The sequence below is a fragment of the Tenacibaculum todarodis genome (assembly GCF_001889045.1).
GTDB classification, from domain to species: domain Bacteria; phylum Bacteroidota; class Bacteroidia; order Flavobacteriales; family Flavobacteriaceae; genus Polaribacter; species Polaribacter todarodis.
In genome coordinates this window covers 2732559-2753901 of the sequence record NZ_CP018155.1, presented here as the reverse complement: position 1 = coordinate 2753901, position 21343 = coordinate 2732559, and the positions used below count along the sequence as shown (strand labels likewise).

General features: G+C 30.0%; 22 protein-coding genes. 9 read left to right on the top strand and 13 right to left on the bottom strand.

Translation table 11 applies throughout. From position 1 onward, the window contains the following. The first annotated feature begins 41 nt into the window (after nt 1-41). The gene (gene dusB / locus LPB136_RS12625; RefSeq protein ID WP_072556676.1) at nt 42-1043 is read left to right on the top strand and encodes a tRNA dihydrouridine synthase DusB; all 1002 of its coding nucleotides are present in this window, start codon (nt 42-44) and stop codon (nt 1041-1043) included. On the opposite strand, the gene LPB136_RS12620 is transcribed toward dusB, so the two are convergent. The 8 genes from LPB136_RS12620 to LPB136_RS12585 form a co-directional block, all read right to left on the bottom strand. Further along, the gene (locus tag LPB136_RS12620; RefSeq protein ID WP_418361249.1) at nt 1044-2186 is read right to left on the bottom strand and encodes an ABC transporter permease; all 1143 of its coding nucleotides are present in this window, start codon (nt 2184-2186) and stop codon (nt 1044-1046) included. A gap of 61 nt (nt 2187-2247) precedes the next feature. Next, nucleotides 2248-2643 carry a 30S ribosome-binding factor RbfA gene (rbfA, locus tag LPB136_RS12615; RefSeq protein WP_072556674.1) on the bottom strand — a complete coding sequence of 132 codons (396 nt, stop codon included), beginning with the start codon at nt 2641-2643 and terminating at the stop codon, nt 2248-2250. Between the two features lie 67 nt (nt 2644-2710). Next, the gene (locus LPB136_RS12610; RefSeq protein WP_072556673.1) at nt 2711-3352 is read right to left on the bottom strand and encodes a response regulator transcription factor; all 642 of its coding nucleotides are present in this window, start codon (nt 3350-3352) and stop codon (nt 2711-2713) included. Between the two features lie 75 nt (nt 3353-3427). Next, a complete protein-coding gene (locus LPB136_RS12605; RefSeq protein ID WP_072556672.1) occupies nt 3428-4177 on the bottom strand; it encodes a sensor histidine kinase in 750 nt (249 codons plus the stop codon). After that, nucleotides 4150-4770 (bottom strand): hypothetical protein, encoded by a 621-nt coding sequence (locus tag LPB136_RS12600; protein ID WP_072556671.1) that lies wholly within the window; start codon nt 4768-4770, stop codon nt 4150-4152. The genes LPB136_RS12605 and LPB136_RS12600 overlap by 28 nt, the downstream gene beginning before the upstream one ends. A 67-nt stretch (nt 4771-4837) precedes the next feature. Then, on the bottom strand, nt 4838-5218 hold the full coding sequence (locus LPB136_RS14045) for a hypothetical protein (RefSeq protein ID WP_158009641.1): 381 nt from the start codon (nt 5216-5218) through the stop codon (nt 4838-4840). Nucleotides 5219-5478: 260 nt separating this feature from the next. Further along, entirely contained in the window at nt 5479-6102 is a 624-nt protein-coding gene (locus LPB136_RS12590) for a hypothetical protein (RefSeq protein ID WP_158009640.1), read from the bottom strand. Between the two features lie 6 nt (nt 6103-6108). Then, complete coding sequence (locus LPB136_RS12585) at nt 6109-6774, bottom strand: hypothetical protein (RefSeq protein WP_072556668.1); 666 nt, start codon at nt 6772-6774, stop codon at nt 6109-6111. Nucleotides 6775-7099: 325 nt separating this feature from the next. On the opposite strand from LPB136_RS12585, the gene mce reads away from it, so the two are divergent. From mce to truB, 5 genes are all read left to right on the top strand, one after another. Beyond that, on the top strand, nt 7100-7501 hold the full coding sequence (gene mce / locus LPB136_RS12580; protein ID WP_072556667.1) for a methylmalonyl-CoA epimerase: 402 nt from the start codon (nt 7100-7102) through the stop codon (nt 7499-7501). A gap of 83 nt (nt 7502-7584) precedes the next feature. Continuing rightward, on the top strand, nt 7585-8463 hold the full coding sequence (locus tag LPB136_RS12575) for a cell division protein FtsX (RefSeq protein ID WP_072556666.1): 879 nt from the start codon (nt 7585-7587) through the stop codon (nt 8461-8463). Between the two features lies 1 nt (nt 8464). Next, nucleotides 8465-8710, top strand: a complete 246-nt coding sequence (locus LPB136_RS12570; protein WP_072556665.1) for a DUF3098 domain-containing protein — start codon at nt 8465-8467, stop codon at nt 8708-8710. Continuing rightward, nucleotides 8710-9504, top strand: a complete 795-nt coding sequence (locus LPB136_RS12565) for an undecaprenyl-diphosphate phosphatase (RefSeq protein WP_072556664.1) — start codon at nt 8710-8712, stop codon at nt 9502-9504. The genes LPB136_RS12570 and LPB136_RS12565 overlap by 1 nt, the downstream gene beginning before the upstream one ends. Before the next feature lie 7 nt (nt 9505-9511). Beyond that, a complete protein-coding gene (truB, locus tag LPB136_RS12560; RefSeq protein WP_072556663.1) occupies nt 9512-10207 on the top strand; it encodes a tRNA pseudouridine(55) synthase TruB in 696 nt (231 codons plus the stop codon). 6 nt (nt 10208-10213) lie between these two features. Here the strand turns inward: truB and LPB136_RS12555 are convergent, their stop codons facing one another. Genes LPB136_RS12555 through LPB136_RS12545 form a run of 3 tightly spaced genes read right to left on the bottom strand, consistent with a single transcriptional unit; the run spans nt 10214 to nt 12357 of the window. Beyond that, on the bottom strand, nt 10214-10753 hold the full coding sequence (locus tag LPB136_RS12555) for an ABC transporter ATPase (RefSeq protein ID WP_335743860.1): 540 nt from the start codon (nt 10751-10753) through the stop codon (nt 10214-10216). Between the two features lie 20 nt (nt 10754-10773). Beyond that, complete coding sequence (locus LPB136_RS12550) at nt 10774-11364, bottom strand: thioredoxin family protein (protein WP_072556662.1); 591 nt, start codon at nt 11362-11364, stop codon at nt 10774-10776. 30 nt (nt 11365-11394) lie between these two features. After that, entirely contained in the window at nt 11395-12357 is a 963-nt protein-coding gene (locus LPB136_RS12545; protein ID WP_072556661.1) for an NAD-dependent epimerase/dehydratase family protein, read from the bottom strand. Nucleotides 12358-12545: 188 nt separating this feature from the next. Between LPB136_RS12545 and LPB136_RS12540 the strand changes: the two genes are divergently transcribed. Genes LPB136_RS12540 through LPB136_RS12530 form a run of 3 tightly spaced genes read left to right on the top strand, consistent with a single transcriptional unit; the run spans nt 12546 to nt 17198 of the window. After that, entirely contained in the window at nt 12546-13202 is a 657-nt protein-coding gene (locus tag LPB136_RS12540; protein WP_072556660.1) for a hypothetical protein, read from the top strand. After that, nucleotides 13202-13738 carry a nuclear transport factor 2 family protein gene (locus tag LPB136_RS12535; RefSeq protein ID WP_072556659.1) on the top strand — a complete coding sequence of 179 codons (537 nt, stop codon included), beginning with the start codon at nt 13202-13204 and terminating at the stop codon, nt 13736-13738. Before LPB136_RS12540 ends, LPB136_RS12535 begins: the two co-directional genes overlap by 1 nt. 10 nt (nt 13739-13748) lie before the next feature. Beyond that, nucleotides 13749-17198 (top strand): T9SS type A sorting domain-containing protein, encoded by a 3450-nt coding sequence (locus tag LPB136_RS12530; RefSeq protein WP_072556658.1) that lies wholly within the window; start codon nt 13749-13751, stop codon nt 17196-17198. Nucleotides 17199-17253: 55 nt separating this feature from the next. Here LPB136_RS12530 and LPB136_RS12525 read toward each other — a convergent pair whose 3' ends face one another. Next, on the bottom strand, nt 17254-17730 hold the full coding sequence (locus LPB136_RS12525; RefSeq protein ID WP_072556657.1) for a regulatory protein RecX: 477 nt from the start codon (nt 17728-17730) through the stop codon (nt 17254-17256). 77 nt (nt 17731-17807) lie between these two features. Further along, on the bottom strand, nt 17808-21323 hold the full coding sequence (locus tag LPB136_RS12520) for an efflux RND transporter permease subunit (protein ID WP_072556656.1): 3516 nt from the start codon (nt 21321-21323) through the stop codon (nt 17808-17810). Between the last annotated feature and the right edge of the window lie 20 nt (nt 21324-21343).

The following is a 21343-nucleotide window of genomic DNA, read 5'->3' as shown; positions in this document are numbered from 1 at the left end:
AAAAATTTACTCAATAAAAAAATAAAAAGTAACTTTGCAACATGGTAAAAATTGGTAACATAGAACTTCCAGATTTTCCGCTATTATTAGCGCCAATGGAAGATGTTTCAGATCCTCCGTTTAGAGCTTTGTGCAAAGAAAATGGAGCAGATGTGGTTTACACTGAATTTATTTCTTCGGAAGGATTAATACGTGACGCTGCAAAAAGTGTTATGAAATTGGATATTTATGAAAAAGAACGTCCGGTTGGAATTCAGATTTTTGGAGCCAATTTAGATTCTATGTTAAAAACTGTGGAGATTGTTGAGAAATCAAATCCAGATATTATTGACATAAATTTTGGTTGTCCAGTAAAAAAAGTTGTCTCTAAAGGAGCTGGAGCTGGAATTTTAAAAGACATCGATTTAATGGTTTCTCTTACAGAAGCAATGGTAAAACACACCAATTTACCTGTAACTGTAAAAACTCGTTTAGGTTGGGATCACGATTCTATAAGAATAGTTGAAGTTGCAGAACGTTTACAAGATGTTGGTTGCGCAGCAATTTCGATCCATGGAAGAACGCGTGCACAAATGTATAAAGGTGATGCCGATTGGAAACCTATTGCTGCCGTAAAAAATAACCAAAGAATGCACATTCCTGTTTTTGGAAACGGTGATGTTACTTCTCCTGAAAAAGCAATGGAAATGCGAGATAAATACGGATTAGACGGCTGTATGATTGGTAGAGCTTCCATAGGTTATCCTTGGTTTTTTAACGAAGTAAAACACTATTTTAAAACTGGCGAATATTTAGCAAAACCAACAATTGCACAACGTGTAGAAATGGCGCGTAGACATTTACAAATGGCAATTGATTGGAAAGGTCCTGTTTTAGGTGTTTTTGAAACCAGAAGACATTATACAAACTATTTTAAAGGAATTCCGCATTTTAAAGAATACAGAATGAAAATGGTAACTTCTGATGACCCAAAAGATGTTTTTACTGCTTTTGATGAAGTTGAACGTAAATTTGGAAATATGATTATACCTGAAATTGGGTAATTATTTTTCTATAAAATCTTTTGAAATTCTTGAACTCGCAACTTTAGCCGCAATAAAACCAAGTACGGAAATTGTTGCAATAACTACAAATAGATTAAACCATTTAAATTCCACTGGATATGGTAAATTTTGAGTTATCATAAAAAAGCCAAACTGTTTTTGTAATAAAACTAAAACTACTCCAATAAACAAACCAATTGCCATTCCGAAAAGCGTGAGTAAAAAACCTTGTGTTACAAATATTTGCTTTATTTCTTTTACAGATGCTCCTAAATTAGCTAAGGTTTTTAGATTTTTTCTTTTATCAATAATCATCATAATTACTGCACCAATTACATTAAAAAGTGCAATTATTACAATTAAAGTAAATATTAGATAGGAAATAAAATTCTCAGAATTTATTACTTTATAATATAACTCATTTAACTGCTCTCTTGTTTCTACTTTTAAAGAATCACCTAATTTTGATTGTAATTCTTCTTGAATATCCTCAGAAAGCAAAGCGTTATTCAGTTTTATTTCTATTCCTGTAAGTTGATTTTCTTGATAACGCAATAACTCTTGTGCAGTGTTAATTTCAGTAAAAACATACTTATTCTGAAATTCTTCAGAACCTCCATAAACACCAATAATTTGTGTCTTAACACTTCTAAATGCTGTTGCCGGATTTATAAATCCTTTTCCAGGCTTCGGCACAGAAATAGTTAAAGGTTCACCAAAATTGAGTATTCCGAGAGATAATTTATAAGAAATTCCGTTTCCAATTACAGCAGTATTTTGAAATTCAGAATCTAACCAAGTACCTACATTTAAAACAGAATCTATTGCTACAACTTCATTGTACTTATCATCAACTCCTTTTATGTAAGCAATTTGTTGTTTGTTGTTATATTGTAGAAAAACACGCTCTTCTACTACTTTACTAAATGAAGTAATTTCTGTATTATTAAGAAGAATTTGCTGAACATCATCTGTAAGTAGAAAAGTTTTACCTTTTACTGATGTTATTTTTAAATCAGGATCAGATGCATCTAAAAGCGAGTAACTAAAAGTTCTTAATCCAGAAAAACCAGATAATATTATAAACAAGGCTAAAGAACCTACAATTACACCAAAGGTTGCAATTATGGTAATTATATTAATTGCATTATTTCCGCTTTTAGCGAATAAATACCTTTTAGCTATGTAATGCGGAAACTTAATGTTATTTCTTTTTTCTTCGTGGAAGTACGTCTGGATTTTTAATAGGATCTACATCTCCTCCTTTTAAGGATTTATCAATCTCTTCAATATAATCTAAAGTATCGTCTCCAAAAAACAACAACTCTGGCATTCTGCGTAATTGATGTCTTGTACGTTGCGCTAATTCGTGACGAATTAATGGTGTATTTGATTTTACACCAGCAATAATATCTTCTCTATTTTTTGAAGGAAAAACACTTAGATACACTTTAGCTATTCCTAAATCTGAAGTAACATGTACTTTAGATACAGAAATAATAACACCTTGCATACCTTCTTGCGCTGCTTTTTGCAGTACATCTACCAAGTCTTTTTGTAGTACACCAGCAATTTTTCGTTGTCTATTAGTTTCTTCCATGCTGCAAAAATACTAATTACTTAACAAACTAGTACTAATACTACTTATTAACTATTAAAAACTAAACTTATGGAGTATAAATTTTATTTCTTACTGCATACATTACCAAACCAACCCGGTTACGCACATTTAGTTTAGTAAATAGACAGTCTCTATAACCATCTATAGTTTTTGGACTTAGAAACATTTTATCAGCAATTTCTTTATACGTTAACTCCGTACAAGCTAGCTTCATAAATGTCAACTCGTTATCTTTAAATTTATGACCATTATTCCCTCTACCGGAAACTGAATCAATTAACAAGTTAGTAACATCTTTAGTGTGATAAAAACCGTTATCCATCATTTCTAATAATGCGGTTTCTAATACTTGTTTTTTAGTATCTTTAAGTAAATAACCTGCGGCACCTGCCTTTAACATCTTTAAGATTGTTCCGTCTGCATCTTCTACGGATAATGCCATTACATGAACGCTTGAATACTTTTCAACAATCAATTCAGTAGTTTCAATGCCGTTCATTACTGGCATATTAACATCTACCAGTACTATGTCTGGAATGTTTTTAGGTGAAGCAGAAAATTTGTCTGCTAATTCTTTTCCGTTTTTACATGTGTATAATACTTTGAATTTATCAAAAGTATTAACCATACCTTCTATTGCCTGGGACAATAAAGTATGATCATCTACAACAACAACTGAGTATTTCATTTTAGTAGTTTTTGGTTATACAGTTTGGTTGTAAGGGTGTTTTATTTAAGGGATGCCTATTTTATATTTTTTTTGTTAAAAATAATGATTTATAATTAAATAGGTACCTTTATCTGGAATTGATGTTAAATTTGCATCTGCACCAATGATCTCTGCTCTTTTTTTTATATTAGTTAATCCTATACCATTGTCCTTAATTTTTTTAATATCGAAGCCAATTCCATTGTCTTCAGCTTTAATCTTTAATTTGGTTTTCATATAACTTAACTCAACATCTAACCTAGTTGCCTTAGAATGCTTTACGGTATTAGAAAAAAACTCTTGAAGCATTCTAAATATTATAATTCCCGCTCTTTCATCTATTTTTATATTTTCTCCTTTTACAATTAGTTTGGATTCGAGAAAATTAAGTCTATTAAATCGATCAACTTCTAATTGTATTGCATCTTTTAATTCAATATTTTTTATAAACTCTGGGTTTATAAGCTTTGATAATATTCTTAATTCTGTTAAGCTTTTTGTTATAGTAACTGAAATTTCCGGAATACTTTCCTCTGTGGCATTTTGCAACTGTATCTTAGCTAAAGTTAATAGTTGCCCAATATTATCATGTAATTCCCAACTTATGTTTCTTAATGTTTGCTCTCTAATTTCTATTTGAGTTTCTCCAATTTCTCGTTCAAACCTTTTTTTCTCATCTTCTTTTTCTTGTAACAGTTTATTTTTACGGCGTTGAAAAACAGTAAATAATATGATAAGAAACACCACAATTAATACTATTACAAAAGTTGTAATAACTAATATTTCACTTCCTTCCTGCTGCATAACAATCCATATATTATAAATAAATTCATTACTATTATTAATAATTCAATCAAAAAAAACAAACCTCTACCCTGCATAAAAGGCATCTTTAAAAAAAAAGGGATAGATGATAAATAAAAAACCAAAAAACCTACAGAAATCCAAAAAGGTAAATGCTTTTTATAATTTAAAATTTTATCAGAGATAAGTAGCTCTCTAAGATATAAAAAAGAAAATAAACTTGTATTTAAACAACCAAATATTAACAAATAAGTAAATAGTTTATATTTAAAATAGGTGTAGAAACAAAAAACACTAAGTAAGACACTTAAAATTAAAATTATTTTAATCCATTTTTTATCTTTTATAAGCTGAACATACATTAATGCTATTAAGTTAAATTGCAAAAAAGCCGCAAGTGGCAAGTGATTAAAGACTGGCAAACCCTTATTATAATTAATAGTATTATGCGCTCCATAAAACTCTGTAATAAGAACAACGATTAAATAAAAACAAAAAAACAAATAAAAAGATGATGTGTGTTTTCTTACACAAAAAACACTTAAAACAGCTACTATCACCTGAGATGCTAACCCTAAATCCTGAACATCCATGAAATTAAAAATTACTTTAGATAACCTACCTTTTACTTGTCACTATAACAACATAACCAATAAATTATTATTTAATAATATTGACTTCTTTTTTACTCCAAATTAACCCAGTTACAATAAAAAGATTCATTAGAATAATTAAGATACTTACAATATAAAATAATTCTCTACCCTTCATATATTTTAAAAAAGCAAAAAATGGAATTGATGATAAATAAAAAACCGAAAAACCTACAGAAATCCAAAAGGGTAATAGTTTTTTATAGTTTAATATTTTATTAGATAATAGCAATTCTTTTAAATAAAGAAAAACATATAGGCTAATTATTACTCCTTCAAAAATTATTAAATAATGAAATAACTTACTATTAAAATAAACTGAAATCCAAAAAAGCAAAAAAGAAACCGTTAACCCTATAAATAATACTCTCCACTTTTTATTTTTCATTAGTTTAAAATACATAAAAGATATTATCAATAGTTCTACTAAAACATAAACATAATGGTATTTATAACTAGGTTTTTTAATATAAGAAAGATATGTACCAATACTTTCCACCAAAACTGTAGCAAATAACAGCAATGTTAATAACAGCAAAAAATTAGTTTTATATTTTACATAAAAAAATAGACTAAAAATAAATGTTATTATTTGTGAAAGAAATCCATAATCAAGAATATCCATGAAATTAAAAATTACTTTAGAGATTATACATTTTCCTCTTTATCACTGTATAGTAGTCCGAAAATTATAAATAGATTCATTAAAATAATTAACACATGCAAAACAGGGAATGAGCCTCTATCATTCATATATTTTAAAGCTGCAAGAAATGGTACTGCTGGTAGGTAAAAAATCAAAAAACTAATAGAAACCCAAAATGGTAATAATTTCTTGTAATTAATTATTTTATCAGAAATCAATAATTCTCTTAAATATAAAATACTATAACTACTTATAGTTATAGATTCAAAAATTACTTCAGAATAAAAAAATTTATTATTTATAAAAAATAAACTCCAAATAATTAAGAAAATACTAAATAAAATAATCATTATTTTTCTCCACAAGCCTCCCTTAATTATTTTAAAAAAAAGAAAAGTAACTATTGATAAAAATATCAGATTATAAAAATGATAATAATGATTATTAAAACTCGTATCTTCAACATACCTAAAATAAGTACCTATAGACTCAATAACAACTGTTGTAAATAACAATAGCGTTAAAGTTCTTAAAAAAACACTTTTGTATTTGAACATAAAAAAGAAACTAATACAAAAAGCTAATATCTGAGAGATTAGTCCATAGGTAATTATTTGACCTACCATTTTAGATTATTTTGGTGGAGTTAATTGCCCCCAATTACCCGCGCCACTTTTCTGATTTCCTGTTAAAATCGTACTTTTCTGTTGTTGTTGTTGTTGTTGTGTACTATAGTTATTATCAGGTCTTTTACCTTTCTTAAAATCTTCTATACTATTGTAAATCCAATTATATCCGTTTGCAGCCAACATTTCTTTAAAAGTTACTAATTTACCTTGTTTTAAAGATTGTACAGGGTCAAAAGCAATTTGCTTACCATTTACTGTAGTGGTTGGTATGTAAATTAAATCTTGGTAACTTCTCTTAGTCCCATCGTAATTAGCTTTTGCAGCAGAAATAAAACTAATACCACTAATTTTAATTTTTGCTTTTTTACTTAAGTTCTCTATATGTCCTAGATACTTTTTAAACCCCTCAAAATTGTATGTATTTAAACGAGAATCTTCATACCCTAATGCTTTCTCTAAAGGAGCAATCCTTGTGGCATCATAATTTCTTAACATTGCTACAATTTCGGTGTAATCTAACATTTCTTCAGTCCTACCTTCATCTACATAACAAAAAGTACCATCTGGCGGCGTAAAATTTTGATCATCACAATTACATTTTTTTTCACAAGATGTTAAAAAACCTATCATTACAATAGACAAAAACAATACTAAACGGTTAGTTTTCATAATTAGCTTGGTTTAAAATTATGTTCTAAAATAGTGTTTTTTTTCAACCAACAACCAACAATAATTAACAATCAACATATAAGACACCTAAAAATCAATCACTTGGCACACAAAATACTTTGTAAAACAGGAAAAACACCCTAAGTCATAAGATAAATACACCTTTACCTTTACAAGATTACTACTCTTGTCTAATCCTAAGAGCTGTTTAATCTTTGTAAGATATATTTTATTGATATAATGTATTAATAAGATTTTCAGGGGAAATTGCTAAAAACGCCTTTTATTTTATAAAAGGTGTTTTTGTTTTTTATACTTTTACCTCATGGAAAAAATAGAACACATTGGTATTGCTGTAAAAAATCTAGAAGAATCAAATGTGTTATTTGCTTCTTTGTTTGGAGAAAAACATTATAAAACTGAAGAAGTTGCTTCCGAAGGTGTTAAAACTTCATTTTTTAAAGCCGGTCCTAATAAAATAGAATTATTAGAAGCTACAAATCCAAATAGTCCAATTGCAAAATTTATAGAAAAAAAAGGTGAAGGAATTCATCATATTGCATTTGCTGTTAAAGACATAAAATCAGAAATTAGACGCTTGCAAGAAGAAGGCTTTACTGTTTTAAATGAGACTCCTAAAAAAGGCGCAGACAATAAATTAGTTGCATTTTTACACCCTAAAACCACCAATGGAGTTCTTATTGAATTGTGTCAGGAAATTGAATAATTTTTAACAAATTTACTGTAAACTGCATACTTGCTTACTGCCAACTTATTAGTATCTTGCCAAGCAGAAAATTGAACAAAAAAATGGCCTCTTCTTTCGATTCTTATCAAAAACGACGTTTGCAATCTTCCTACATATCTGTAGTAATAAGTATTGCTCTAGTATTGTTTATGCTTGGAATTTTAGGCTTAGTTTTATTAAAATCTACTAAAGTTGCCAATCATTTTAAAGAAAAAGTTGCCATGACACTTTTCTTAAAAGATGGTGTTACAAAAGAACAAACTGAAAATTTAAGAGCTTCTTTACTTAAAGAACCTTTCATAAAAAACATTTACTATATAACTAAAGAGGAAGCTGCAAAAGCGTATTCTAAAGATATTGGTGAGGATTTTTTAAAATTCCTTGGTAAAAATCCGTTAAAAAATGGAATTGACCTATACTTAAATGCCGATTTTGTTACACCTGAAAAAATGTTAGAAATTGAAACAGAATTCAAAAAAAACAATCTAATTTCTGAAGTTTCTTACGATAAACCTTTAATTCAATTACTAACCAAAAACATTCAACGAATTAGTTTTTGGCTGTTAGTTTTAAGTGGATTTTTCGGTTTAGTTGCTATTATTTTAATCAATAGTTCAATTAGATTATCAATTTATTCAAAACGATTCAATATAAAAACCATGCAAATGGTTGGAGCAACAAAACGCTTTATTAGAAAACCCTTTATTTGGCAAAGTATAAAATTAGGGGTTTTAGCCTCTGTAATTGCTTTACTTGGCTTAGCAGCCGTAATTTATTATGTAGATAAATTTATACCCGCTTTAGAATTAACAAAAGACTATGTTTCTTTAGGGTATTTGGTTGGCGGAGTTTTGCTTACGGCATTTATAATCACTTGGATAAGCACTTTCTTTGCAACCCAACGTTTTTTAAATTTACAAACAGACGAACTTTATTATTAAGATGAAAAAAGATAACAATATTCAAAAACAAGAGTTTCTTTTCGGAAAAAAGAATTACTTATTTATGCTTATAGGAATTGCTGTAATTTCACTTGGCTTTATACTAATGGCTGGTGGCGGAAGCGATGACCCAAATGTATTTAACGAAGAAATTTACAATTGGAGAAGAATCCGTTTAGCACCAACTTTAGTACTAATTGGACTTGGAATTGAAATTTATGCAATCTTATTAAATCCGAAGAAGTAATGGATATTATTGAAGCAATTGTTCTTGGAATTATTCAAGGATTGACAGAGTTTTTACCTGTATCGTCAAGCGGACATTTAGAACTTGCAAAAGCTATTTTAGGAGACAATTCTGTACCAGAAGAAAGCTTAACTTTTACCGTTGTTTTACACGCTGCAACAGCATTAAGTACTTTGGTGGTTTTTAGAAAAGAGGTTGCAGAAATTCTTAAAGGTTTATTTCAATTTAAATGGAATGAACAAACTGAATTCTCTTTAAAAATTATTGTTTCTATGATTCCCGCAGTAATTATTGGGTTACTTTTTGAAGAAGAATTAGAATCTTTCTTCGGCGGAAAAATATTATTTGTAGGTCTAATGTTATTAGTAACTGCCGTTTTACTTTTACTTGCTGATAGAGCAAAGAAAACAGATAAAAAAGTTTCTATTACCAACGCCATAATTATTGGTATTTCTCAAGCAATTGCAATGTTACCAGGAATTTCTAGATCTGGTGCAACAATTTCAACTTCTGTTTTATTAGGAATAGACAGAACTAAAGCCGCAAAGTTTTCATTCTTAATGGTAGTTCCTTTAATCTTCGGAAAAGTTGCTAAAGACCTTTTAAGTGGCGATATTAATTTTACAAGCGCAGAAGCTTTACCAATGTCGGCAGGTTTTATTGCAGCATTTTTAGCTGGCTTAGTTGCCTGTAATTGGATGATTGCTTTAGTTAAAAAGAGCAAACTTTCTTACTTCTCAATTTACTGTGCAATTGTTGGTGTTATTGCAATTGTGTATTCATTGATGCAATAATTCAGAAATGACAAAAACGTTAGAAGATTACAAAAACGGACAAGTTTTATTGATTGATAAACCGCTAGAATGGACTTCATTTCAAGTAGTAAATAAATTGCGTTGGCATATAAAACAACAGTTTAACATCAAAAAAATAAAAGTTGGTCATGCAGGAACTTTAGATCCGTTAGCAACTGGTTTGTTAATTATTTGTACTGGCAAGCAAACCAAAAATATTCACGAATATCAAGGGCAAATAAAAGAATATACAGGTACTTTTACAATTGGTGCAACTACACCAAGCTACGATCTTGAAACCGAAGTAAACGAAATCTTTTCCACAGAACATATTACGGAAGATTTATTACACAAAACCACCAAACAATTTCTAGGTAAAATTCAGCAAAAACCACCAATTTTTTCAGCAATTAAAAAAGACGGAAAGCGTTTATACGAATTGGCCAGAAAAGGTGAAACTACTGAAATTAAAGCGCGTGAAGTAGAAATTACCGAGTTTGAAATTACAAAAATTGATTTACCGAAAGTAGATTTTAGAATTGTTTGCAGTAAAGGAACTTACATACGTTCTATTGCTTACGATTACGGAATAGCTTTAAATTCTGGCGCACATTTATCTACATTAAGACGTACAAAAATTGGTGATTTTTCAACAGAAAACGCACAAAGTATAGAAGGTTTTATTGCACAACTTTCTGAATAGTTGTTTTTACAAAAAACGTTTATACCAACTTTCAGTAATTGGCACTTCCCAATAATATTTAAATTCAGATTTTGAAGTAATCAAATTGTCAAAAACTATTGATTTTTCATTTACCGCTTTGTTTTTTACCAATTTTTTAAAGTCTTTTAAATCTTTATACTGCACATATTCGCCTTGCTTAAAGCAAACATTCATTTTATCTAACAATTCAACTTTATATCCCTCTTGTAATTGAATTATGAATGCCACTTGCAAATCAATATCTGCATTTGTAAACGGCTTATCTCCTTCCGCAGAAAAAACAATAAATCTATTGTATTTTAATTGATAAGAAGCCTTAAAGCTTTCATCATCACTTTTCCAATCAGTTATAAAATCTTCAATCTTTTTCTCCAATTCTGGAATTTCAGGCTGGTGAAATTTTCTACTAGATGGATAAATCCAAACTTTAGCTTCTTCTGATAAGTTTTCAAACGGTACAAACATGTGGCAAATATAGGCAAAAGAAAATCCGTCTAAAGCACTAACTTTAAACGGATTTTCCACTTTTAAGTGTTATTGAATGATTATCTCAATAACGAAACGATATCTTCTTGTAAATTTAAACTTTTATTCTTGTTGTACCAAACTTGTAAATCTTTCTTAAAATCAGCATCTAACCCTCCGTTTACCTCTTTATAATCAGCAACCATTTGTGTGGCTATTGTTGGTCTTGGACCCCAAGTTTCAATTACATTATTATCTGAATCTAAGGCAACTAATTTTGGTATAGAACGTCCTCCATTAGTTAAAAATTGATCCATTAACTCTAAATTTTCGTCTCGTAAAACTAATTTTAGATTTATATTTTCGTTTTCTTCAGCAATTTTATTGATAATTGGCAAATTTTGAGCTGCGTCTCCACACCAACCTTCTGTAATAACCAACCAAGTTTGTGGTGTCTTTACTTTTTTTAAAGCAGTTTTAGTTTCTTCAGAAATTGAAATAGTTTTATCTAACCGCTTCATTCTTCTGTCGTTTAATAAACTATAATTTAATATATCTTCTGATTGATTTGGTCCAGTTGATTTTCCTTCAGCTAACAAATTACTTACTAAATCTCTATAGGTGAGATATGAGATTGCGTTATTTAAACTTTTTTCAATTATTTCTTTCATATTCGTTTTGACGTGCTTAAAGCAAATACCTTACACCTCTTCTAAATGTTGGTTTTGTGCCTTTAAATTTTTTAGAATATCGTTTGTCATCGATTTTAAATCAAATTTATGTTGCCAATTCCAATCTCCTCTAGCTGTAGAATCATCAATTATTTGCGGCCAACTATCTGCAATTTTCTGTCTAAAATCTGGCTCATATGTAATTTCAAAATTAGGAATATATTTCTTTATTTCTGAAGCTATTTGAGCTGGCGTAAAACTAATTGCTGCTAAATTATAAGATGTTCTAATTTTAATTTCACTTGAATTTGCCTGCATTATTTTTATAGTTGCATCTACAGCATCAGCCATATACATCATTGGTAAACGAGTGTCTTCTGCTAAGAAACAAGTATACTTTGCTTGTTCTAGCGCCTTAAAATATATATCTACAGCATAATCTGTTGTTCCTCCACCGGGTTTTGTTTTCCAAGATATTACGCCAGGATAACGTAAACTTCTTACATCTACTCCATAATTTTTATGATAATACTCGCACCAGAACTCACCAGTTCTCTTACTAATTCCGTAAACAGTTGATGGCTCCATAACAGTAATTTGTGGTGTATTAATTTTTGGTGAAGTAGGCCCAAAAGCAGCAATAGAACTTGGCCAATACACTTGTTTAATATGTTTTTCTTTTGCTAAGTCTAAAACTGCTAAAAGAGAATTCATATTTAAATCCCAAGCTTTTTGCGGAAACTTTTCTGCAGTTGCAGATAACATTGCCGCTAATAAATACACTTGTGTTACTTTGTATTTATTTACTATTTTTAAAATAGCACCTTTATCTGTAGCATCTATAATTTCAAAAGGCCCAGAATTTATTTGAGAAGAACAATCTCTAATGTCTGAAGCAATTACATTATTGCTTCCATAAATAGCTCGAAGTTTTTCGGTAAGTTCATTACCTATTTGACCACAAGCACCAAGTATTAATATGGTTTCATTCATTTTATGATAATCAAAAAAATTAGATGGTTCAAAAGTACAAAATTAATGTATTCATAAAATAACATGTACATAATTTAATATACCGTAAATTAACCTTGTAGTTTACTGATTTTTAAGGATTAAGTTTTTATTGAGTTTAGACATTAAAAAAAAACGTAATTTTACTGCATTAACTTTAATCTTTAAAAGTGAAAAAAGCTACACTTCTTATAATCTTATTCTGTTCTTTCTTAGGATGTAAAAAAAACATACAAGAACAAAAAGAAAATATTAAAAAACCAGAGTTAAGCATTGCTGTAGACTTTCCTAAACCAGATAATTTAGATCAGTTTTCAAAAAAGAATATTACAAATTGGAAAGAATACGAGATATTTAACTCCTTCTTAGAAAGATTTGATAAAATATCACCAAATGAAGCTCTAAACTACGCTATTGAATTAAAAGATTTGATTGTAAATTTAAAAGACAGTCTTAAACCAAAAATACTTAAAAACAATGCTTTTAACACTAGACTTAATGTTTTAGAAAATGAAGCCTTAAGATTAGTTGACATGACTTATATTTCTGCTATTAAAGCAGAAGAAGTTAATACACAAATCTTAAAAATAATTGAAGTTTTTGGCAGTGTAAATCAAAAAATTAACACACTATATTCTCAAAAAAGGTTTGAAGATGCTATTTTAATTGATGACAACAATTACCAAACAGATACATTACCTGTAATAAAAGAAAGGGTTAAGAAACAACAAAACAAACCCAATACTAAAAATTTGAAAAAATTAACTTTGGGCAGTCAAAACGCTAGAAGTAAATTTAAAAAAATTCCTACTAAAAAAGACAACTAATGAAAAAAATGTTTTTAACAATACTTTTTCTAAGCTTAATGTCCGCTTGTAAAAAAGAACAAACTACAGATAATTCTGAATACACAAAATTAACAAAACAACAAATAAACAATACAGTAAACAACTGGCATAAAGCTGCATCTGAAGCTAATTTTGAAAATTACTTTAATATAATGGATAATATTTCTGTTTTTATTGGTACTGATGCTAGTGAAAATTGGAGTAAATCAGAATTTTCAAAATTTAGTAAACCTTATTTTGACAAAGGAAAAGCTTGGAGTTTTCAAACTTTAGAAAGAAATATTTATGTAAATGAAAATAAAGATTTTGCTTGGTTTGATGAACTATTAAATACATGGATGGGAGTCAGTAGAGGCTCAGGAGTACTTGAAAAAAAAGGAAATAACTGGAAATTAAAACACTATGTTCTTTCAGTAACAGTACCTAATGATAATATAAATCAGGTTATTAACATAAATAAAGTGAAAGATTCACTATTTTTGACGACTAAATTCAAAGATTCCATTAAAAAATAACTCCATAGATATGAAAAAAATAATTACTCTTACTCTTTTTTTAACTTCAGTATTTTCTTTTGGACAAATGCTGGAAAATGCACCTTGGTCCAATAATGTTGATGCTAGTAGAGCAGGAAAACCTACATTAGAAGAAATATCAGCTGCAGCAGAAACTTATTTTAGTACAATAGACATCAACAAAAAAGGTAGTGGATATAAGCCTTTTAAAAGATGGCAATACAATTGGTCTAGAAACTTAAATACAGACGGAACAATAAGGTCTAAAGAAGACTTATTGAAAGCCTGGAAACAGAAAAAAGAATTAAATAGTAGAACACAATCTAGAACTGATATTAGCAATTGGACACCATTAGGTCCGTTTACAAATTCTAACACTCATAATGCAACAAACGCAAAACAAACTGGACAAGGGCGTGTTAATGCAATAGCTGTTGATCCAAGTAATTCAAATACATATTATGTTGGTACACCAGCTGGTGGACTTTGGAGATCTACAAATTCTGGTCTAGATTGGACACCTTTAACAGATGAGCTACCTCAAATTGGAGTGTCAGGAATTGCAATTCACCCAACTAACTCAAATATTATATACATAGCTACAGGAGATGATGATGCAGCTGATACATATGCAGTAGGAGTATGGAAATCCATTGATGGTGGTACTTCTTGGAATAATACTGGTAACATTCCTGGAAACCCAAACTCTATGAATGAAATTTATATCATTCCAAATAGTCCAGAAACTATTTTAGTTGCTACTTCTACCGGAATTCATAAAACAATAAATGGGGGAACAAATTGGACAACTTCTTTAAGTTTAAACGTAGGGAATACACCACAAGGTACAAATGCTGGATTAGATTTAAAAATGAAACCTGGCAATCCTAATATTTGGTATGCTTCTTCTCGTAATAGTTTTTATAAATCTACAGATGCAGGAAGTACATTTACACAAAAAATCGTTACGGGTCTTGCCAATTCTACAAAACTTATAATGGACGTTACTGTAGCCAATAACAATTATGTTTATCTTCTAAGTTACCTAAGTAATAGTGGACCGAACTCAAATGGATTTAATGGTATTTATAAATCTACAAATAGTGGAGAAACATTTACTAAAACCAATGAAACTAGTGATATTTTTGGTGGCTCTCAAGCTTGGTATGATTTAGCATTTACTGTTTCATCTAACGATGCCGATATTTTATATGTTGGTGTTTTAGATGTTTGGAAATCTAATAACGGAGGAAATAGTTTTACTAAAATTAACTCTTGGGACAACCCAAATCAAAACTCTTATACACATGCTGATATTCATTTTATGCGCTTTATTGATGGTAATTTTTTTGCAGGAACAGATGGAGGAATCTATGTTTCTACAGATGAAGGTAGTAGTTTTACCGATTTAACTAAAAACCTGGCAATCAGTCAATTTTACAAAATCTCTGTATCCCCACAAAATTATCAAGCTTTAGCTGGAGGTCTACAAGACAATGGTGGATTTGGATACAAAAATGGTGAATGGAGAAACTACCATGGAGCAGATGGTATGGAAGGAATTGTTGACCCTAACAATGAAAAAAAATACTATGGGTTTATTCAAAACGGAAGACAATTACATATTACTGAAAATGGCGGTGAAAGTAGGTCAGCCGCTTTACTTTCACCAGATAATCGTCAAGGAGAATGGGTAACACCATTAGCTTCAAATAAAAATGGAGATATATATGCAGGTTACGATCAACTTTTTGTATTATCTGGCTTCAGTTGGACACAAATTTCTAACCAATCTTTTGGAGGAAACCTAGATGTAATAGAAATAGATCCAATAAACACTAGCAACATATACGTTTCTAATGGAGCTGCTCTATATAGAAGTAAAGATAAGGGTATTAATTTTAAAGAGTTTACAATTGGAGGAAACATAACTTCAATTGAAATTAGCAACAATAACTCTAATACAGCTTGGTTTACAACACAGCTTGGAGTTTTTAAGAGTGAAAACATCTTAGACGACACACCAACGTTCACTAACATTACCGGAAATTTACCTTCAGAATCTAAACTAATAGTAAAGCACCATGAAAGAAGTGGAAATAATACTATTTATGTAGGTACAGCTTTAGGTGTTTATTTTATAAATGATGACTTAGCTGTTTGGGAAACTTTTGACACAGGCTTACCTAACACTCAAATTATAGATTTAGCAATTAACGAAGAAGACTCAAAATTAATTGCCGCTACATATGGAAGAGGAATATTTATCTCAGACATGCCAAGACAATTACCAAATAATGATGTACGATTAGTTTCCATTAACAACCCTATAAATGGTATTAGCTGTGAGGAAAGTATAATTCCTGAAATTAAAATAAAAAACCAGGGAGTTAACACTATAAACTCAATTACAATTAACTATAAAATAGATGAAGGAGCAATCAATACTTTTTCATGGTCAGGGTCTTTAACTTCAGAAGAGATTGAAGATATTTTATTACCAGAATTAGGCAGCCTTACTATTGGCTCACATACTTTAAATATTGAGGTTGTTATAGCTGACGATACTTATAGTAATAATATTGCCAATACTGTATTTTCAATAAATGAAAATAATTCTAGTCCTATAACAGTTAATACTTTTGAATCTAATTCAGATGAACTTTTAACTGAAACATCTAATGCTCCAGTTTGGGATATAGGTAGAGTTAATAAGTTATTATTATCAAGTCCAGAAGGACAAAGAGCATACTCAACAAGTTTAAACACTAATTATCCTGACCAAACAACTGCTTACCTTTATACTAATTGCTATGATCTGAGTGAAGTTAGCAACCCAGAATTAGCATTTAAGATGGGATTTGATTTAGAGCTAGGTTTCGACTACCTTCTTGTTGAATACTCAACAAATTTTGGTGCAGAGTGGAATGTTTTAGGTACTTCTTCTGACCCAAACTGGTATAATGATTCTGCAACATCAACATCGCAAGGAGCTCCATTACCAGGTAACCAATGGACTGGAGAAGGAGAGAACGTAAACCCAAGTGACGGACTATCAAACGCAACTGCAAAAGATTATAGCTATGATTTATCTGCTTTTACAAACGAAACAAATATTGTTTTTAGATTTAAATTCTCTTCGGATCAAAACACAAATGAAGAAGGAGTAGTAATTGACAACTTAGTAATTAACGGAGTATTATCTACAGATAATTTCAATTTACTAAATAATATAGCTATTTACCCAAACCCTTCAGATAGTGTTTTTAACATTAACTGGAATACAGGTGAAGCTTTAAATATTAGAGTTTTTGATATTACTGGTAAACAAGTTTTTACTAAAAAGAATATTACAAACAATTCTTATCAATTAGATTTAGATGGCTACGCACAGGGTATTTATCTTTTAAACATGAATATGAATGGCAAAACAGCTACCAAGAAAATCATTTTAAAATAGCCTAACAAACATTGAAAATTAAGTAAAAAATAATCCTTTTGAGTATTCAAAAGGGTTATTTTTTTGTAATTAATTCATTTATTTTCGCATAAACCAAACTACTTTCCCAACCTCTATACAATAAATAATCAGCTAGCTTTTTACGCTTTTTATAAATATCTGTTTCCGTAATTTGTTTGAGTCTTTTTTCAGCTAGTTCATTAAATGAATTAATATACTCAACCTCATCAATTTCTTTTAAAGCTGTTTTAATATTATATGCCGAAATGTCTTTAAATTTCAATTCTCTAACAATACGTTGTTTTCCCCATTTTTTTATTCTGAATTTTCCGCGTGCAAAACTCTTTGAAAAGCGTTCTTCGTTTAAAAAATTATCATTCATTAAACTTAAAAGAATTAATTCTCTTGCTTCAGGAATAACGCTATATTCTTTAAGTTTGGCTTCTACCTCTTTATGACAGCGGTCTTGGTAGGCACAATAATGTTCTATTTTTCTTTTTATCTCTTCAACAGTAAAAGATTTTTTACCCATATTACAAAAATAAAAAAAGAGCTGATAGTTTTTACACTTTCAACTCTTTTTCAGTTAACAAAAAATTGTTTTTATCCTTACTCTAAACGTTTTTCAACTTCAAAGACATGTTGGTCAATTACTTCATTAGAAGTTGTATTTCCCTTAAACCACATATTAAATCTAGTAATTAGATAGAATAAAATTGGCACTGCAATTAACGTTAAAAAGGTTGCTATAATTAAACCGTAAATTACTGTCCAAGCTAAAGGCCCCCAGAAAACAACATTATCTCCTCCCATATATATTTTTGGATCAAGGTCCGAAAATAAAGTAAAGAAGTTAATATTAAAACCAATTGCCAACGGTATTAAACCAAGTATAGTTGTAATTGCCGTTAATAAAACTGGACGTAAACGTGCTTTACCTGCTTTAACTATTGCTTCAAATAAATCATTAGTTTCTAAATATTCAGATTCATCTAAACCTAAATCATTTTTCTTTCTATCTATTAAAAGTTGGGCGTAATCTAAGAGCACCACTCCATTGTTTACTACAATTCCCGCAAGCGAAATAATACCCATCATTGTCATCATAATAACAAAAGAAGAACCTGTAATTACCATTCCGCCAAATACACCAATTAAACTTAAAAGAATAGAAATCATGATTATTGTTGGCTTTGAAATAGAATTAAATTGGAAGATTAAAATGAAGAAAATTAACCCCAAACCAGTCAATAAAGCTCCCATTAAGAAAGCCATTTGCTTGTTCTGTTCTTCGATTTGACCTGTATAATCTATTTTGATGTTTTCTGGCAAGTTTTCAAAAGAATTCATCTCATTTTGAACTTGTGCTACAATTGCTCCAGCATCTGTAAACCCAGGTGATAATTGAGAATACACAGTAACAACTCGCTTAACATCCTTGTGCTTAATTGCACTAAATCCTGAGTTATTTCTATGATCTGCAACAGCAGAAATAGGAATTTCTTTTATTTGTCCCGTATTATCTCTAAATGTTATTTTCTGATTGAAAATAGCACTAGAATTATATCTATTTGCTTTATTAAAACGAACATAAATATCATAATCTTCGCCATCTTCTTTATAGATTCCTGCTTTTGCTCCAAAAATAGAATTACGTATTTGCTGACCAACTTGCGATGCATTTACACCTAACTCTCCCGCTTTTTTTCTATCTACAACAACCTGCATACCAGGTTTATCTTTATTTACATCTATCTTAATCTCATCTACTCCAGGAATACTTTTAGAGTTGATAAAATCTCGCATTCTTTCTGCTGTAGAAATCAACTCTACATAATCATCTCCTTCAATTTCAATATTGATTGGCGCTCCTGCTGGAGGTCCATTTGCATCTTTTTCAACCGAAATTAAAACTCCTGGATAAATTCCTACCAAAGCAGCCTGTACTTTTTGACGAAGCAACTCACTATCTTCTCCTCTACGGTATTTATACTCTCGCATTGAAGCGGTAATTTTCCCTTTATGTGGTAATTCTCCACCTCCACCAGCATCTGCTGTCGGGTTTCCTGCTCCTTCACCAACTTGAGAAACGGCGCTTTCTACTAAGAAATTATAATCTCCATCTGTATATTGAGAATCATTTAAAACTGTATATACTTTCTTTTCAATTTCTTTAGTAATTACATTCGTTTTTTCAATATCGGTTCCTTGTGGATATTCGATATACACAATAATTTGATTTGGTTTATTATCTGGAAAAAACTCAATCTTTGTTCGCTGACTTGCAACTGAAGCTCCAAAAGCTATAAATGAAATAATTAATAAAGCAAATGTTCCTCCAATTAACCAATAAGGTCTAGACTTAGATAACGCTCTTCTCAATTGGCGTTCATACCAGTTTTCTAAACGCGGTAACACTTTGTTTTGAAACGCGTTTGCCAGTTTTCGTAAAAACAATCGATACACCCAAAGCATTATTGCAGTGAAAATCATTAACATTCCTAAACCTCTATAAGTTCCTCCAATAAGATAAATTAGAACTCCAATAATTGTCATAATTACTGTCATAATAATTATTCTCTTTATTGGCATATCTTCATCTTCAGTACTCATATAATCAGAGACTAAAACCGAATTGAAAAATATGGCAACTACTAAAGAAGAACTTAACACAATACCTAATGTTATTGGCAAAAGTTTCATAAATTCTCCCATAACGCCTGGCCATAAACCTAAAGGAATAAATGCGGCAACTGTTGTTGCTGTTGAAATAATAATAGGAAATGCAATTTCACCAATTCCTTTTTTAGCAGCTTTAATTCTGCTCATTCCTTCTTCATCCATTAAACGATATACGTTTTCTACAACCACAATTCCGTTATCTACCAACATTCCCAGTCCCATAATTAACCCGAAGAGAATCATAGTATTTAATGTATAACCCAACATGTTTAATATCATTAAAGACATAAACATTGACATTGGAATTGCAAAACCAACAAAAATTGCGTTTTTAAATCCTAAAAAGAACATTAAAACTACTACTACTAAAATAACTCCAAAAAGGATATTGTTTACCAAATCGTCAACAGCTGCAATGGTTACAGAAGATTGATCGTTTGTAATACTAACCTCTAAGTCTGGCGGAAATACATTTGCTTTAGCGTCCTCAACCATAATTCTAATTTGCTCTGCAGCAGCAACCATATTAGAACCTGCACGTTTTTTAACGTCTAACATAACAACCTGTTCACCTGATTTTCTAGCGTAAGTTGTAATGTCTTTTTCTTTAAACTTTACTTCTGCAACATCTTTTAAGTAAATAGAATTTCCCTTTTCAGATTTTACAACAAAGTTTTCTAAATCTGAAGGTTTTTCAATTTCACCAAGTATTCTAATAGTTCTACGCTGACCACTTGTAATTAAATTACCCGCAGACATTGTTGAATTCCCGCCGTTTATTGTGTTTATAATATCGCCAAAGCTTACTTTAGCCGCTTGCATTTTGTAAATATCAACAGCAACTTCAACTTCTTTATCCTGAACTCCACGAATATCTACTTGCTTAATTTCTTGCAATCCTTCTATTTCATCTTGAAGATACTCACCAAATTCTTTTAATTTTCCTACGGTATAATCACCAGAAATATTAATATTTAGAATTGGCATTTCTTCAGACATACTTAAAGCAAATACATTTGGTTCTACTTTTGCTCCATTAAAAGTTGGCCAATCTTCACTTGAAGTTTCAGAATCTATTTCGTCTTTAACCTTCTGTTTTGCATCTTTTACTTCAATATTTTCATCAAACTCAACAATAACCATTGAGTAATCTTCCTGAGAAGTAGACGTAATTTCTACAACATTACTTACCGTTTTTAGTTTTTCTTCTAACGGATCTGTAATTAGCTTCTCAATATCTTCAGCAGTATTTCCAAAGAAAGGCGTACTTATATAAATTTTAGTTTCTTTTATTTCCGGAAAGCTTTCACGAGGCATTTCAAAAAATGCAGAAACACCAAGATAAAATATAACAGCCATAACCACATACATTGTAGTTTTGTTGTTAATTGCCCAAGAGGATAAGCCAAATTCTTTATCCACTTTTTTGTTCATTTTTGACATACTTCTAATTTATTAGTGGA